The organism is Kitasatospora sp. NPDC003701 (genome assembly GCF_053587085.1).
The window spans coordinates 87646-105546 of the sequence record NZ_JBSFNM010000028.1 but is presented as its reverse complement, the minus strand read 5'-3'; the positions used below and the strand labels follow the sequence as shown (position 1 = coordinate 105546).

2 protein-coding genes are annotated in these 17901 nt (G+C 75.9%); both read right to left on the bottom strand.

Annotation, left to right across the window (positions count from 1 at the left end):
- Positions 1-1790: type I polyketide synthase (locus ACWDRR_RS24950; protein ID WP_449774427.1), on the bottom strand; the 1790-nt coding region annotated here is incomplete at its 3' end.
- A gap of 46 nt (positions 1791-1836) precedes the next feature.
- Positions 1837-17856: a type I polyketide synthase gene (locus ACWDRR_RS24945; RefSeq protein ID WP_449774429.1), complete on the bottom strand. Its 16020-nt coding sequence runs from the start codon at positions 17854-17856 to the stop codon at positions 1837-1839.
- Positions 17857-17901 lie beyond the last annotated feature (45 nt).

Genomic DNA, 17901 nt, shown 5'->3' with positions numbered 1-17901 from the left:
GCGTCCAACGCCGCACACGCCGCGTCGAACGCCTCCGCGAACACCGGGTACCGCTCGGCCAACTCCCGGCCCATACCCACCCGCTGGGAACCCTGCCCCGGGAAGACGAGGACCGTCCGCGCCGATCCCGAGCCACTGCCGGTCACCAGTGCGGCATCCGACTCCCCGCGCGCCAGCGCGCCCAGGCCGGCCAGCGCCTCCTCGCGCGAGCCCGCCAGCACCACCGCACGCTCGCCCAGCAGTGCCCGCTGCGCCACCAACGCGGCGGCGAACTCCGGCAGTTCCTGCTCCGACGGCTGGAGGAAGGCGGTCAGCCGCTCGGCCTGGCCGGCCAGCGAGCCCGCGCTCTTCGCGGACAGCACCAGCGGCACCACACCGTCGGGGGCGGCCTCGCCCGCGACCGGCTCCCACTCCTCCTCGGGCGCCTGCTCCAGGATCAGGTGGGCGTTCGTCCCGCTGACACCGAAGGACGACACCCCGGCCCGGCGCAGCCGGTCCACCTCCGGCCAGGGCCGGCTGCGGTCGAGCAGCTCCACCGCGCCCGCCGTCCAGTCCACCTGCGAGGAGGGCGCGTCCACGTGCAGGGTCGCAGGCAGCACACCGTGTCGCAGCGCCTGCACCATCTTGATCACGCCCGAGACACCGGCCGCCGCCTGGGCGTGGCCGATGTTCGACTTCAGCGACCCGAGCCACAGGGGCCGCCCGGGCTCGCGCTCCTGGCCGTAGGTGGCCAGCAGGGCCTGCGCCTCGATCGGGTCGCCCAGCACCGTCCCGGTGCCGTGCCCCTCCACCACGTCCACGTCGGCCGGGGTGAGCCCGGCCGCCGCCAGCGCCTTGCGGATCACGACCTGCTGGGAGAGTCCGTTGGGCGCGGTCAGGCCATTGGACGCGCCGTCCTGGTTCACCGCGCTGCCGCGCAGCACGGCCAGCACCCGGTGACCCTTGCGGCGGGCCTCGGAGAGCCGCTCCAGCACCACCACACCCGCGCCCTCGGCCCAGCCCGTCCCGTCGGCCGCGTCCGCGTAGGACTTGCACCGGCCGTCCGAGGCGAGACCGCGCTGGCGCGAGAACTCCACGAAGGTGTGCGGGGTCGCCATCACGGTCGCGCCGCCCGCGAGCGCCATCGAGCACTCGCCGCGCCGCAGCGCCTGCGCGGCCAGGTGGATCGCCACCAGCGAGGACGAGCACGCGGTGTCGACCGTGACCGCCGGGCCCTCGAAGCCGAACACGTACGAGATCCGGCCCGACGCCACGCTGCCCGCCGCGCCCGTGCCGGCGAAGCCCTCCAGCTCGGGCGGCACGCTGCCGCCGAAGAAGTAGTCGACGCCCATGATGCCGTTGAACACGCCGACGTCCGCGCCCTTGAGCGAGGTCGGGTCGACGCCGGCCCGCTCCAGGGCCTCCCAGGAGGTCTCCAGCAGCAACCGCTGCTGGGGGTCCATGGCGAGCGCCTCGCGCGGCGAGATCCCGAAGAACTCGGCGTCGAACTTCCCCGCGTCGCGCAGGAATCCGCCCTGCGCGACGTAGGAGGTGCCGGCCTTGTCGGGGTCGTCGTCGAACAGCGCGTCCAAGTCCCAGCCGCGGTCGTCCGGGAAGGCCGACACGCCGTCCCGGCCCTCGCTGACCAGCTGCCACAGGCTCTCGGGGCCGGTGACGCCGCCGGGGAGCCGGCAGGCCATGCCCACGATCGCGACCGGCTCGTCCGCGTTCCGCTGGACCTGCTTGCGCAGGTCGTGCAGTTCGGCCGTGACACGCTTGAGGTACTTGAGGATCTTCTCGTCCGTGGCCATCGTCAATTCCTCACCGGGGGTTGGGCAGACCGTGAAGGCGTGGTGCTCAAGAGATTCCGAGCTCGTCGTTGATGAAGTCGAGGACCTCATCGGCGGAGGCGGACTCCAACTGCTCGGCCACCGTGGACTCTTCGACCTGCTCGACTCCGTTGAACCTCGCCACCAACCCCTGGAGGCGGAGCACGATGCCGGACTTCTTGGACTCGTCGGACAGCAGTCCGGCGATCAGTGACTCGATGTCTTCGATCTTGGCGTTCACCATCGACAGCGCGTCGTCGGTGGTGCCGAGTTCGCCGTGCAGGAAGCGGGCCAGGGCGAGCGGGGCCGGGTAGTCGAACACCACGGTCGCGGCCAGCTTCAGGCCGGTGGCCTCGCGGAGCCGGTTGCGCAGCTCGACCGAGGTGAGCGAGTCGAAGCCGGCGTCCTTGAACGCCGTCTCCGGGCCGACCTGGTCCGGTCCGGCGTGGCCGAGGACGGTCGCCACCTGGCTGCGGACCAGGTCCAGCAGCAGGGCCTCCTGCGCCGCCGGTGCCAGGCCGGCGAGCCGGCGGGTCAGCCCGCCGCTGTCGCCGACGGCCGTGCGCGCCAACTGCCGTCCGGCGCGCACCAGACCGCGCAGCAGCGGCTGGGCCGTGCGGCCGGCGGCCGCGTCGGCCCGCAGCGACCGCAGGTCCAGCTTGATCGGCACCACCAGCGCGGTGTCGGTCCGCAGCGCCGCGTCGAACAGCCGCATGCCCTCGGCCGGGCCGATCGGCAGGACCCCGCCACGGCTCATCCGGGCCTGGTCGGCGGCGCCCAGGTGGGCGGTCATACCGCTGATCTGCTCCCACAGGCCCCAGGCGAGGGACGTGCCGGGCAGGCCCGCCGCGCGGCGCCGGTGCGCCAGCGCGTCGAGGTAGGCGTTGGCCGCCGCGTAGTTGCCCTGACCGGCCGAGCCGAACAGGCCGGACGCGGAGGAGAACACCGCGAAGGTCGTCAGGTCGAGGTCGCGGGTGAGCTCGTCCAGGTGGCTCACCGCGGTCACCTTCGGACCGAACACGTACGCCAGCCGCTCCGGTGTCAGCGCGCCGATCACCCCGTCGTCCAGCACGCCGGCGGTGTGCACGACGCCGGTCAGCGGGTGCTCGGCCGGCACGCCGGCCAGCAGCGCGGCCACCGACGCCCGGTCGGTCACGTCGCAGGCGGTGACCGTCACCGCCGCGCCCAGCCCCGCGAGTTCGGCCACCAGCTCCGGCGCGCCCTCCGCCCGCACCCCGCGCCGGCTGGCCAGCACCAGGTGCCGGACGCCGTGCTCGGTGACCAGGTGCCGCGCCAGCAGCGCGCCGAGCGAGCCCGTCCCACCGGTGACCAGGACGGTCCCGTCGGGGCGGAACGCCTGCGGCACCGCCGCGGCCTGCCCGGCCTGTGCCCGGACCAGGCGCGGCACGGACAGCGCCGCCGCCCGCACCGCGACCTGCGGCTCGTCGGCGGCCAGGACGGCGCCGAGCACCGTGGTGAACGAGTCCTCGGTGTCCGGGTCCAGGTCGAGCAGGACGATCCGGTCCGGGTTCTCGGCCTGGGCGGTGCGCAGCAGGCCCCAGACCGCCGCCGCGGCCGGGTCGGGGACGTCGGCGTCGGCACCGGCCGGCACCGCGCCCCGGGTGACCACGACGAGCCGCGAGTCCTCGAAGGCCTCGTCGGCCAGCCAGGCCTGGACGACCTCCAGTGCCGTGGCGGTCAGCGCGAGCACCTCGTCGGCGCCGCCGGCGCCGTGGGCCTCCAGGACGGCGACGGCGGGTGCCTCGCCGGCCAGGGCGGCCACGTCCTCGCCGGTGGCGACCGGCACCCAGGACGGCGCCGGTTCGGCCGCCCGCGGCGCCGGGGTCAGCACGCTCCACTCCAGGCGGAACAGCGCGTCCCGGCCCTCGTCGGCCGCCGCCGCGGTGTCCAGCTGCTCGACGTCCACCGGCCGGAAGGTCACCGAGTCCACCGTCAGGACGGCGCCGCCGGCCTCGTCGACGGCGGTCAGCCCGAGCCTGTCCGGCCCCTGCGGTGCGATCCGGACCCTGACGGCGCCCGCCCCGGCGGCGTGCAGCACCAGCCCGTTCCAGGCGAACGGCAGCACGTTGTGGCCGTCCTCGGGCTGGGCGAACGCCTGGGTGTGCAGGGCGGCGTCGAGCAGTGCCGGGTGGATGCCGAAGCGGGTGGCCTCGTCGCGCCGCTCGTCCGGCAGGGCGACCTCGGCGAAGAGTTCCTCGCCGCGCCGCCAGACCGCCCGCAGGCCCTGGAACGCCGGGCCGTAGGCGTAGCCGTGGCGGGCGAGGTCGTCGTAGAAGCCGGCGACGTCGAGGTCCACGGGTTCCGCGCCGGCCGGCGGCCAGGCGGTGGTGTCGAAGCCGGGTGCCTGCGTGCGGTCGGCCGGAGCCGCCGTCAGGGTGCCGGCCGCGTGCCTGGTCCAGGCGCCCGGGCCGATCTCGCCGGCCGCGTCCTCGCGGGCCGAGTAGACGGCGACGGTGCGCGCGCCGTTCTCGTCGGGGCCGCCGACGGCGACCTGCACCCGGACGCCGCCCTGCTCGGGCACCACCAGGGGTGCCTCGATGACCAGTTCGTCGAGCGCGCCGGCGGCCACCACGTCGCCGGCCCGGACGGCCAGCTCGACCAGACCGGTGCCGGGCACCAGGACGACGCCGCCGACGGCGTGGTCGGCCAGCCAGGCGTGGGTGCGCAGCGACAGCCGCGAGGTGCAGAGCACCCCGCCGGTCTCGGGCACCTCCACCACCGCGCCGAGCAGCGGGTGGTCGGCGGTGACCTGGCCGAGCGAGACCGCGTCGGTGGCCGGGGTGGTCCGCAGCCAGTAGTGCCGGTGGTCGAAGGCGTAGGTCGGCAGCTCCAGGTGGGCGGCCGGGTGGCCGGTGGGCAGGGTCTTGGCCCAGTCCACCTCGACGCCCCGGACGAAGAGTTCGGCCACCGAGGCCAGCAGGGCCTGCGTCTCCGGGCGGCCGTCGCGCAGCGCCGCGACGCAGACCGCGTCCTCGCCGGCGGACTCGGCCACCACACCGCTGAGCGCGGCGCCCGGGCCGAGCTCGACGAACAGCGTGCCGCCATCCTCGGCCGCCGCGGCGATGCCCTCGGCGAACCGGACCGGACGGCGGACGTGGTCCACCCAGTAGGCGGGATCGGCCAGTTGACCCGGCTCGGCCGGACGGCCGGTGACGTTCGAGATCACCGTCAGCTTCGGCTCGCCCCACGAAACGTCCGCCAGGACGGCCGCGAACTCCGCCAGCATCGGCTCCATCAGCGCCGAGTGGAAGGCGTGCGAAACCGTCAGCCGCTTGACCTTCCGGCCCTGCGCCTTCAGGCTCTCGGCCGCCTTCAACACCGCCGCCTCCTCGCCGGAGAGCACCACCGACGACGGACCGTTCACCGCCGCCAAGTCCACGCCGTCACCCAGGAGTTCGGCGACCTCCGCCTCGGTGGCGGCCACCGCCACCATCGCGCCGCCCGACGGCAGCGCCTGCATCAACCGGCCGCGCGCGGCCACGACCGCCGCCGCATCCGCCAGCGACAACACCCCCGCCACATGCGCGGCCGTGATCTCACCGATCGAGTGGCCCAGCACCGCGTCCGGACGGACACCCCAGGACTCCACCAGGCGGAACAGCGCCGTCTCCACGGCGAACAGCCCCGCCTGGGTGAACACCGTCTGATCGAGGGATCCCGCCGTACCGAACACCACGTCCTTGACCGAGTGCTCCACCCGGCCCGCCAACCGCGCGTCCAACGCCGCACACGCCGCGTCGAACGCCTCCGCGAACACCGGGTACCGCTCGGCCAACTCCCGACCCATACCCACCCGCTGGGAACCCTGCCCCGGGAAGACGAGGACCGTCCGGTCCGCATCGGACACCGTCCCGGTCACCACCGCGGGGCTGTTCCCACCCCGCGCCAGCAGACCCAGCCCGGCCACCGCCTCGTCGGCGGAGCCGGCCAGCACCACCGCGCGCTCGGACAGCAGCGCCCGCTGCGCCAGCAGCGCGGCGGCGAGCTCCGTCGCCCCGGCCCCGGCGGTCTCGACGAAGGCGGTCAGCCGCTCGGCCTGGCCGGCCAGCGAGCCCGCGCTCTTCGCCGACAGCACCAGCGGCACCACACCCTCGGGGGCGGCCTCGACGACGACCGGCTCCTCGACCGGGGCCTGCTCCAGGATCAGGTGGGCGTTCGTCCCGCTGACACCGAAGGCGGACACCCCGCCACGGCGGGGCCGGCCGGTCTCCGGCCACGCCCGCGCCTCGGTCAGCAGCTCGACCGCGCCGGCCTCCCAGTCCACCTCGGTCGAGGGCGCCTCGACGTGCAGGGTGGGCGGCAGCACCGCGTGCCGCAGCGCCTCCACCATCTTGATCACACCGGCCACCCCGGCGGCCGCCTGCGCGTGCCCCAGGTTGGACTTGACGGACCCGAGCCAGAGCGGACGCCCCGGCTCGCGGTCCTGGCCGTAGGTGGCGAGCAGGGCCTGCGCCTCGATCGGGTCACCGAGCACGGTGCCCGTGCCGTGCGCCTCGACCGCGTCCACCTCGACGGTGGACAGGCCCGCGTTGGCGAGCGCCTTGCGGATCACCCGCTGCTGCGAGGGGCCGTTGGGGGCCGTCAGGCCGTTGGAGGCGCCGTCCTGGTTCACCGCACTGCCGCGCACCACCGCGAGCACCGGGTGCCCCTTGCGGCGCGCCTCGGAGAGCCGCTCCAGCACGACCACGCCCGCGCCCTCGGCCCAGCCGGTGCCGTCGGCCGTCGAGGAGAAGGCCTTGCAGCGGCCGTCGGGCGAGAGCGCCTGCTGGCGGGAGAACTCCACGAAGGTGTGCGGGTTGGCCAGGACGGTCGCGCCACCGGCGAGCGCCATCGAGCACTCGCCCTGGCGCAGCGCCTGCGCGGCCAGGTGGATGGCCACCAGGGAGGAGGAACAGGCCGTGTCCACGGTGACCGCCGGACCCTCGAAGCCGAACACGTACGAGACCCGGCCGGACGCCACGCTGCCGGCGGAGCCGGTGGCGGTGAAGCCGCTCAGCTCCGGCGGGATCTCGCCGCCGAACCCGTAGCCCTGGCTCATCACGCCGGAGAAGACGCCGACGTCGGTGCCCTTCAGCGCCGCCGGGTCGATGCCCGCGCGCTCCAGCGCCTCCCAGGACGCCTCCAGCAGCAGCCGCTGCTGCGGGTCCATCGCCAGCGCCTCACGCGGCGAGATCCCGAAGAACCCGGCGTCGAACAAACCGGCCTCGTGCAGGAAGCCGCCCCGGTCGACGTAGGAGGTGCCGACCCGGCCCGGGTCGGCGTCGAACAGGCCGTCGAGGTCCCAGCCGCGGTCCTCCGGGAAGGGCGAGAGGGCCTCCCGCCCGTCGGCGACCAGCCGCCACAGGTCCTCGGGGCTCGCCACGCCGCCGGGCAGCCGGCAGGCCATCCCGACGATCGCGATCGGCTCGTCCGGGTCGGCGAGCAGGACGGTCGGCGCCGCCGAGCCCGCCGCGGCGGCCACCAGGCCGAACGCGCCGTGCAGGTGGCGGGCCAGCGCGAGCGGGGTCGGGTAGTCGAAGACGACGGTGGTGGGCAGGTTGAGGCCGGTGGCCTCGCGCACCCGGTTGCGCAGTTCGACGGAGGTGAGCGAGTCGAAGCCGGCGTCCTTGAACGCCTTCTCCGCCTTGACGTTGTCCGCCCCGGCGTGGCCGAGGACGGTCGCCACCTGGCTGCGGACCAGGTCCAGCAGCAGGGCCTCCTGCTCGGCCGCCGGCAGCCCGGCCAGCCGGTCCGCCAGCCCGCCGCCGCTGCGCTGCGCGGCCGCGGCCCGCACGGCCTGCCGGCCGGCCCGGACCAGACCCCGCATCAGCGGCTGGACGGCGCCGCCGGACGCCGCGTCGGCGCGGGCGGCGCGCAGGTCGAGCTTGATCGGCACGACCAGGGCCCGGTCGGCGTGCAGGGCCTCGTCGAACAGGGCGAGGCCCTCGGCCGGGGTCAGCGCCAGGACGCCGCCGCGGCTCATCCGGGCCTGGTCGACCTCGCTCAGGTGCGCGGTCAGGCCGGTGCTCTGCTCCCACAGGCCCCAGGCCAGCGACACACCGGGCAGCCCGTCGGCCCGGCGGCGGGCCATCAGGCCGTCGAGGTAGGCGTTGGCCGCCGCGTAGTTGCCCTGACCGGCCGAGCCGAAGAGCCCGGCCGCGGAGGAGAACACCGCGAAGGTGGTCAGGCCGAGGTCACGGGTGAGCTCGTCCAGGTGGCGCACGGCGGTCGCCTTGGGCGCGAAGACGCCGGCGATCCGCTCCGGTGTCAGCGCGCCGATCACCCCGTCGTCCAGCACACCGGCGGTGTGCACGACGCCGGTCAGCGGGTGCGCGGCCGGCACGGCCGCCAGCAGCGCGGCCACCGCCCCGCGGTCGGCGACGTCGCAGGCGGTGACCGTCACGGAGGCCCCGAGCCCGGCCAGTTCGGCCGCCAGCTCCGGCGCGCCCTCGGCGTCGAGGCCGCGGCGGCTGACCAGTACCAGGTGCCGGACACCGTGCTCGGTCACCAGGTGGCGGGCCACCAGGGCGCCCAGCGAGCCGGTGCCGCCGGTGACCAGGACGGTGCCCTCCGGGCGGAAGGCCGGGTCGGTAGCGGCCGCCCCGCCGCCGGTGGCACGGACCAGTCGCGGCGCGGACAGCGCGCCGCCGCGCACCGCGACCTGCGGCTCCGCGGTGGCGAGCACCGCGGCGAGCAGCGGTTCGACGTCCGTGCCCGAGGTGACGTCGGTGGCGGTGTCGGTGTCCAGCAGGACGATCCGGTCCGGGTTCTCCGCCTGGGCCGCGCGGATCAGCCCCCAGACGGCGGCGCCGGCCGGGTCGGTCACCGCGGCGTCGCCGCCGGCGGGCACCGCGCCCCGGGTCACCAGCACCAGCCGGGAGTCCTCCAGGCTCGGTGCGGCCAGCCAGGTCTGGACGAGCTCCAGGATCCGGTTGGTCAGCGCCAGGGCGTCGCCGCCCCGGCCGATCGCCTCCACCAGCGCGACCACCGGGGTGGTGACGTTGTCGGCGAGGATCTGCACCTCGTCCGCGTGGAACAGCGGCACCCACGGCGGCAGCGTCTCACCGCCGGCGGGCGCTGCGGGCAGCTCGGCCCACTCCACCCGGAAGAGGGAGTCGGGGCCGGCGTCCGCCGCGGCGGCCGAGAGCTGCTCGGCGGCGACCGGCAGGAAGGAGAGCGCGTCCAGCGTCAGGACCGGGCCGCCGGTCTCGTCGGCGGCCTCCAGCGACAGCCCGCCCTGACCGGACGGCGCGAGCCGCACCCGCAGCACCGAGGCGCCGGCCGCGTGCAGCGTCAGACCGGTCCACTCGGCCGGCTGCCACAGCCGCGGCCCGCCCGCGGCCTCGTCCGCCACGGCGGCGTGCCGCAGACCGGACTGGAGGGCGGCGTCCAGGAGGGCCGGGTGGATGCCGAACCGGCCGGCGTCGCCGCGCTGCTCCTCGGGCAGGGCGACCTCGGCGAAGACCTCTTCGCCTCGCCGCCAGAGCCCCCGGACGCCCTGGAAGGCCGGGCCGAGGGCGTAGCCGAGGCGGAGCAGGTCGTCGTAGAGCTCGTCGGCGCCCGCCTGCCGGGCGCCGGTGGGCGGCCAGACGACGAGGTCGCCGTGCGCCTCGGTGCGGGCCGCCGTCGCCGGGGCGAGCCTGCCGGTGGCGTGCCTGGTCCACGCGTCGGCGCCGGTGTCCTCGGCGGCGTCCTCGCGGGTGGCGTAGACGTCGACGCTGCGGGCGCCGCTCTCGTCGGGGCCGCCGACGGTGACCTGGACCCGGACGCCGCCCTGCTCGGGCAGCACCAGCGGGGCCTCGATCACCAGCTCGTCGAGCCTGCCGCAGCCGACCTCGTCGCCGGCCCGCACGGCCAGCTCCACCAGCGCGGCGCCGGGCACGGGCACGACGCCGCCGACGGCGTGGTCGGCGAGCCAGGGGTGGCTGCGCAGGGAGAGGCGGGAGGTGAAGGCCAGCCCGTCCGACTGCGGCAGCCGGACGACGGCGCCGATCAGCGGGTGGTCGACGGTGGCCTGGCCGAGCGAGGCCGCGTCGGTGGCCGGGGCGGTCTGCAGCCAGTAGTGCCGGTGGTCGAAGGCGTACGTCGGCAGGTCCGCCTGAGCGGTGGCGGTGGGCAGGACGCCGGTCCAGTCCAGGGCGACGCCGCGGACGAAGAGTTCGGCCATCGAGAGGAGGAGCCGGCGCGGGCCGCCCTCGTCGCGGCGCAGCGAGCCGGTGACCAGGACGTCGGCCGCGGTCTCGTCGACGATCTCGTTGATCGGCTGGACCAGCACCGGGTGGGCGCTGGACTCGACGAACACGGTGTGGCCCTCACCCAGCAGCGCGGCGACGGCCGGGCCGAAGCGGACCTGGCTCCGCAGGTTGCGGTACCAGTACCCGCCGTCGAGCACGCCGGCCTCGCCGACCCACCTGCTCGTGACGGTGGAGTAGAAGGGCACCAGCGGCGCCTGGCTGCGGATGTCCGCGAAGGCCTCCGCCAGCGTCTCCTCGATCGCCTCGACGTGCCGGGTGTGGGAGGCGTAGTCCACCGCCACCCGACGCACCCGTACCCCGTCGGCCGCCAGCACCTCCAGCGCCTCGTCGAGCGCTTCCGCGTCACCCGCGACCACCACGGACGCCGGACCGTTGACGGCCGCCACCTCGACGCGGTCCGCCCAACGCTCCAGCCTGACGAGCGCGTCGGCCTCGGAGAGCGCCACCGAGGCCATCCCGCCGCGCCCGGCCAGCTGTCCGGCGATCACCTGGCTGCGCACGGCCACGATCCGCGCCGCGTCGTCCAGGGAGAGCGCCCCGGCCACGCAGGCTGCCGCGATCTCGCCCTGCGAGTGGCCCAGCACGGCGTCCGGCAGCACGCCCACGGACGCCCAGACGGCGGCCAGACCGACCATCACCGCGAAGCTCGCCGGCTGGAGCACGTCGACGCGCTCCAGCAACTCCGCCGGGGCCTCGCCGCGCAGCACCTCCTCCAGCGACCAGTCCACCCACGGGCCCAGGGCCCGCGCGCACTCCGCGATGCGCTCGGCGAACACCGGCGAGGAGTCCAGCAGTTCACGACCCATCCCGGCCCACTGCGAACCCTGGCCGGGGAACACCAGCACCGTCCGGCCCGCGCCGGCCGAGCCGAGCGAGCCACCGGTCACCAGCGCGGGGGCGGACTCGCCCCGGGCCAGCGCCGCCAGCCCGGCCAGCGCCTCGTCCGTCGAGCCGGCCACCACGACCGCGCGCTCGGAGAGCAGCGCGCGCCGCGACACCAGCGCGTTCGCCGTGCCGGGCAGCGACGGCCGGTCGGCCGTGCCGAGGAAGGACACCAGCCGCTCGGCCTGGCCGGCCAGCGAACCGGTCGAGGCCGCCGACACCACCAGCGGCACCACCGCACCGCCCGGCGGCACCTCGTCCGCCGCCGGTTCGACCGCCGGCACCTCGGCGGACTCCTCCAGGATCAGGTGCGCGTTGGTGCCGCTGATCCCGAAGGAGGAGACCCCGGCCCGGCGCGGCCGGCCGCCGCCGGCCCAGTCGCGCGGCTCGGTCAGCAGCTCCACCGCGCCGGCCGTCCAGTCCACCTGCGGCGTCGGCTCGGTCACGTTCAGCGTGGAGGGCAGCACGCCGTGCCGCAGCGCCTGCACCATCTTGATGACGGCCGCGACACCGGCGGCGGCCTGGGTGTGGCCGATGTTGGACTTCAGCGAGCCGAGCCAGAGCGGACGCTCCGGGTCACGGTCCCGGCCGTAGGTGGCCAGCAGGGCCTGCGCCTCGATCGGGTCGCCCAGTGCCGTCCCGGTACCGTGCGCCTCCACCACGTCGATGTCCGAGGCGTCCAGGCCCGCGTTGGCCAGGGCCTTGCGGATCACCCGCTGCTGCGAGGGGCCGTTCGGCGCGGTCAGACCGTTCGAGGCACCGTCCTGGTTCACCGCGCTGCCGCGCAGCACCGCGAGCACCTGGTGCCCGTTGCGCCGCGCCTCGGAGAGCCGCTCCAGCACCACGATGCCCACGCCCTCGGACAGGATGGTGCCGTCGGCGCCCGCCGAGAAGGCCTTGACCCGGCCGTCGGCCGCGAGGCCGCGCTGGCGCGACATGCCGAGGACGCCGACCGGCGAGCCCATCACGGCGACGCCGCCGGCCAGGGCCAGCGAGCACTCGCCCGAGCGCAGCGCCTGCGCGGCCAGGTGGATCGCCACCAGGGACGACGAGCAGGCCGTGTCGACCGTCACCGCCGGGCCCTCGAACCCGAACACGTAGGAGACCCGGCCCGAGGCCACGCTGCCCGCGGTCGCGGTGGTCACGAAGCCTTCGAGCTCGGCGGGCATGCTGGTCAGGGACTCGACGTAGTCGTGGATGGAGACACCGGAGAAGACGCCGATGTTGCCGCCCCGCGCCGTGCCGGGGTTGATGCCGGCGCGCTCCAGGGCCTCCCAGGAGGCCTCCAGCAGCAGCCGCTGCTGCGGGTCCATCGCCAGCGCCTCGCGCGGCGAGATCCCGAAGAACTCGGCGTCGAACTCCCCGGCGTCGTGCAGGAATCCGCCCTTGTGCACGTAGGAGGTGCCGGGCTTCGCCGCGTCGTCGTCGAAGAGGCCGTCGAGGTTCCAGCCGCGGTTGTCCGGGAAGCCCACCATGCCGTCGCGGCCCTCGTGCACCAGGCGCCACAGGCCCTCGGGGTCGACGACGCCGCCGGGCAGCCGGCAGGCCATGCCCACGATGGCGATCGGCTCGTCCGGGTCGGCCGCGACCACCGTCGGGACGGCGGCGGCGCCGGCCGCGGTGTCGCCGAGCTCCTCGCGCAGGAAGCGGGCGAGCGCCACCGGGGTGGGGTAGTCGAAGATGAGGGTGGCGGGCAGCTTGACCCCGGTCGCGGCGCTCAGCCGGTTGCGGAGCTCGACCGCGGTGAGCGAGTCGAAGCCGATGTCGCTGAACCCGCGGGTGCCCTGGGCCAGTTCCTGGCCGTTGAAGCCGAGTACGGCGGTGGCCTCGGCCTGGACGATGCCCAGCAGGATGCTCTCCTGCTCGGCCTCGGACTTCCCGGCCAGGCGGCGGACCAGCCCGCTGCCGTCCCCGGCGGCGGCCCGCGCCACCCGGCGCCCGCTCCGCACCAGGCTGCGCAGCATGTGCGGGACGGCGCCGCCGGACGCGGTGTCGGAGCGCAGCGCCCGCAGGTCGAGCTTGATCGGGACGAGCAGCGCCTGCTCGGCGTGCAGTCCGGTGTCGAAGTGGGCGAGGCCCTCGGCCGGGGTCAGCGCCAGGACGCCGCCGCGGCTCATCCGGGCCTGGTCGACCTCGCTCAGGTGCGCGGTCAGGCCGGTGCTCTGCTCCCACAGGCCCCAGGCCAGCGACACACCGGGCAGCCCGCCGGCCCGGCGGCGGGTCATCAGGGCGTCGAGGTAGGCGTTGGCGGCGGCGTAGCTGCCCTGGCCGGCCGAGCCGAGCAGCGCGGCGGCGGACGAGAAGACCACGAACGCCCGCAGCTCCGGGGCGAGTTCGCGGGTGAGCTCGTCCAGGTGGCGCACCGCGGTCGCCTTGGGCGCGAAGACGCCGGCGATCCGCTCCGGTGTCAGCGCGCCGATCACCCCGTCGTCCAGGACGCCGGCCAGGTGCACGAGGCCGGTCAGCGGGTGCGCGGCCGGGACGGCGGTGAGCAGGGCGGCGACCGCCTCGCGGTCGGCGACATCGGCCGCGACGACCGACACGGAGGCCCCGAGCCCGGCCAGTTCGGCCGCCAGCTCCGGCGCGCCCTCGGCGTCGGGGCCGCGGCGGCCGGCGAGCACCAGGTGCCGGACACCGTGCTCGGTCACCAGGTGGCGGGCCACCACGGCGCCCAGCGAGCCGGTGCCGCCGGTGACCAGGACGGTGCCCTCGGGGTCGAAGGCCACGGGCGCGTCGGCCTCGGCGGCGGTGTCGGCCGCCGGGGCGGCGTCGGCACGCACCAGCCGGGAGGCGGACAGGACGGTGCCGCGCACGGCGACCTGCGGCTCGCCGGAGGCCAGGACCGCCCCGAGGACGGGGCCCGCCCCGGTGGCGGCGGCGGGGTCGAGGTCGACCAGGACGATCCGGTCCGGGTTCTCCGCCTGGGCCGCGCGGACCAGGCCCCAGACGGCGGCGCCGGCCGGGTCGGTCACCGCGGCGTCGCCGCCGGCGGGCACCGCGCCCCGGGTGGCCACCACCAGCCGGGAGTCCGCCAGGCCCGCGGTGGCCGTCCAGGCCTGGATCGCGGCCAGCACCCGGCAGGTCGGCGCCAGCGGGTCGGCGGCGGGGTCGTGGCCGCTCGCGTCGAGGACGGCGACCGCCGGGACGCTCTCCCGGGCGGCCAGCGCGGCGACGTCCTCCGGGCCGGACAGCGGGGCCCAGACCGGCGCGGCCGTGGCGCCCTCGGGCGCGGGCAGCGGGGTCCACTCCACCCGGAACAGCGAGTCCCGGCCGTCGTGGCCGGCCGCGCTGCCCAACTGCTCGGCGGAGACCGGCAGGGAGACCAGCGAGTCCATCGTGAGGACCAGCTCGCCGGCCTCGTCGGCGGCCTGGAAGGACAGCGCGTCGGTGCCCCGGGGGGCGACCCGCACCCGCAGCGCGGAGGCGCCCAGGGCGTGCAGGACCAGCCCGTTCCAGGCGAACGGCAGCACGTTGCGGCCGTCCTCCGGGTTGGTGAACGCGTTGGTGTGCAGGGCGGCGTCCAGCAGGGCGGGGTGGATGCCGAACCGGTCGGCGTGCTCCCGCTGCTCCGCCGGCAGCACGGCCTCGGCGAAGAACTCCTCGCCGCGCCGCCAGACCGCCCGCAGGCCCTGGAACGCCGGGCCGTAGGAGTAGCCGCGGACGACCAGGTCGGTGTAGAAGTCCTCGATCTCCACGGGCTCGGCGCCGGCCGGCGGCCAGGCGGCGAAGTCCACGGCGGGCGTGCCGCTGCCGCTCGGGGCCGTGGCGGAGAGCAGACCGGTGGCGTGCCTGGTCCACTCGCCGTCGCCGTCCTCGCCGGCGGCGTCCTCGCGCAGGGAGTAGACGTCCACCGTGCGGGAGCCGCTCGGGCCGGGGCCGCCGACGGCCACCTGGACCCGCACGCCGCCCTGCTCGGGCAGCACCAGCGGGGCCTCGATGACCAGCTCTTCGAGGATGCCGCAGCCGAACTCGTCGCCCGCACGCACCGCCAGGTCGACGTAGACGGTGCCGGGGACGATCACCACGCCCTGCATGGCGTGGTCGGCGAGCCAGGGGTGCGTGCGCAGCGACAGCCGGGAGGTGAACACCAGCCCGTCCGACTGCGGCAGCCGCACCACGGCGCCCAGCAGCGGGTGGTCGGTGCCGGTGAGGCCCAGCGAGGCGGCGTCGGTGGCCGAGCCGGTCAGCTGGAGCCAGTAGTGCTGGTGGTCGAAGGCGTAGGTCGGCAGGTCGACCACGGCGTCGGCGGCCCCGGCGGGCAGCAGGCCGGTCCAGTCCACGGCGACGCCCCGGACGAAGAGTTCGGCCACCGAGGTCAGCAGCCGGCGCGGCCCGCCCTCGTCGCGGCGCAGCGAGCCGGTCACCACGGCCGTCGCGTCGGCGGCGTCCACGATCTCGCTGATCGGCTGGACCAGCACCGGGTGGGCGCTGGACTCCACGAAGACGCTGTGGCCCTCGCCCAGCAGCGCGGCGACGGCCGGGCCGAAGCGGACCTGGCCGCGCAGGTTGCGGTACCAGTAACCGCCGTCCAGCACACCGGCCTCACCGACCCACCCGCCGGTGACCGTCGAGAAGAACGGGATCTGCGGGGCGCGGCTGCGGATGTCCGCGAAGGCCTCGGTGAGGGTCTCCTGGATCGCCTCGACGTGCCGGGAGTGGGAGGCGTAGTCCACCGCGATCCGGCGCACCCGCACGCCCTGGTCCTCCAGGGCCTCCAGCACCTCGTCGAGGGCTTCCGCGTCACCGGCGACCACGACGGACGCCGGGCCGTTGACGGCCGCGACCTCGACGCGGTCCGCCCAGCGCTCCAGTCGCTCGACGGCGTCGGTCTCGGAGAGCGCCACCGAGGCCATCCCGCCACGCCCCGCGAGGCTGCCGGCGATCACCTGGCTGCGTACCGCGACGATCCGGGCGGCGTCCTCCAGGGAGAGCGCACCGGCCACGCAGGCCGCCGCGATCTCGCCCTGCGAGTGACCGACCACCGCGTCCGGCACCACGCCCACCGACGCCCACACGGCCGCCAGACCGACCATCACCGCGAAGCTCGCCGGCTGGAGCACGTCGACGCGCTCCAGCAACTCCGCCGGGGCCTCGCCGCGCAGCACCTCCTCGAGCGACCAGTCCACCCAGCGCTCCAGCGCGGCCGCGCACTCCGCGACCCGCGCGGCGAACACCGGCGAGGAGTCCAGCAGTTCACGACCCATGCCGACCCACTGCGAACCCTGCCCCGGGAAGACCAGGACGAGCTTGCCGGCGGGCGCCACGCCGCCCGTCACCAGCCCGGCGGCGGACTCGCCCCGGGCCAGCGCGGCCAGCCCGGCCAGCGCCTCCTCCTTCGAACCCGCGACCACCACCGCGCGCTCGCCGAGCACCGCCCGCCCGGTGACCAGCGCCCCCGCCGCACCGGCGAGGGGGACCGCCTCCGAGGCGTCGAGGAAGGAGACCAGCCGCTCGGCCTGGCCGGTCAGCGAACCGGGCGAGGCGGCCGACACCACCAGGGGCACCACCGCGTCGGGCGCGGCCGCGGGCGCGGCCGGCTCCTCCTCGGGCACCTGCTCCAGGATCAGGTGCGCGTTGGTGCCGCTCGCCCCGAAGGAGGAGACCCCGGCCCGGCGGGGCCGGTCGCTCTCCGGCCACTCCCGGGCCTGCGTCAGCAGCTCGACGGCGCCGGCGGTCCAGTCGACCTGCGGGGTGGGCGCGTCGACGTGCCGGGTGGCCGGCATCACGCCGTGCCGCAGCGCCTGCACCATGTTGATCACACCGGCGACCCCGGAGGCCGCCTGGGTGTGGCCGATCACCGACTTGACCGAGCCCAGCCGCAGCGGGCGGTCGGCCGAGCGGTCCTGACCGTAGGTGGCGAGCAGCGCCTGCGCCTCGATCGGGTCGCCGAGGAGGGTGCCGGTGCCGTGGCCCTCGACCATGTCGATGTCGGCCGTGGAGAGGTTGGCGCTGTCCAGCGCCTTGCGGATGACCCGCTGCTGCGCCGGGCCGTTGGGCGCGGTCAGACCGTTGGACGCGCCGTCCTGGTTGAGCGCGGAACCCCGGATGACCGCCAGCACGCGGTGGCCGAGCTCCCTGGCCCGGGAGAGCTTCTCCAGCAGGACGACACCGGCGCCCTCGGCCCAGCTGGAGCCGTCGGCGCAGGCCGCGTAGGACTTGCAGCGGCCGTCGAAGGCCAGACCGCGCTGACGGGCGAAGCCCACGAACCCGCCCGGGGTCGACATCACGGTCGCGCCGCCGGCCAGCGCCATCGAGCACTCGCCGCGGCGCAGCGCCTGGGCGGCCAGGTGGATGGCGACCAGCGAGGAGGAGCACATGGTGTCGACGGTGACCGCCGGGCCCTCCAGCCCGAGGGAGTAGGCGACCCGGCCGGAGGCGACGCCGCCGGCGGTGCCCAGGGCCCGCTCCAGGCTGAGGAAGCCCTCGTAGCCGCTGAGGTCCGGGGCGTAGTCCTGGTGCACGATGCCGGCGAACACGCCGATGTCGGTGCCCCGGACGGAGTGCGGGGCGATGCCGGCCCGCTCCAGCGCCTCCCAGGACACCTCCAGCAGCTGCCGCTGCTGCGGGTCCATGGCGAGCGCCTCGCGCGGCGAGATGCCGAAGAACCCGGCGTCGAACTGCCCGGCGTCGTGCAGGAAGGCGCCCTCGCGCACGTAGGTGGTGCCGGGGTTGTCCGGGTCCGGGTGGTAGAGCCCTTCGAGGTCCCAGCCGCGGTCCTCGGGGAAGGTGGTGTAGACGTCGGTACCGTCGGTGACGACCCGCCAGAGGTCCTCCGGGGTGCGGATCCCGCCCGCGTAGCGGCAGGCCATCGACACGATGGCGATGGGCTCGGCGGGGGCTTCGAGGAGCTTCTGGTTCTCCTGCTGGAGCCGTGCGTTCTCCTTCAGCGAGGCACGAAGTGCGTTGACGATCTGCTCGTCCGGCGTCGTCATGTTCCTACGTCCTCCGTGTCAGTC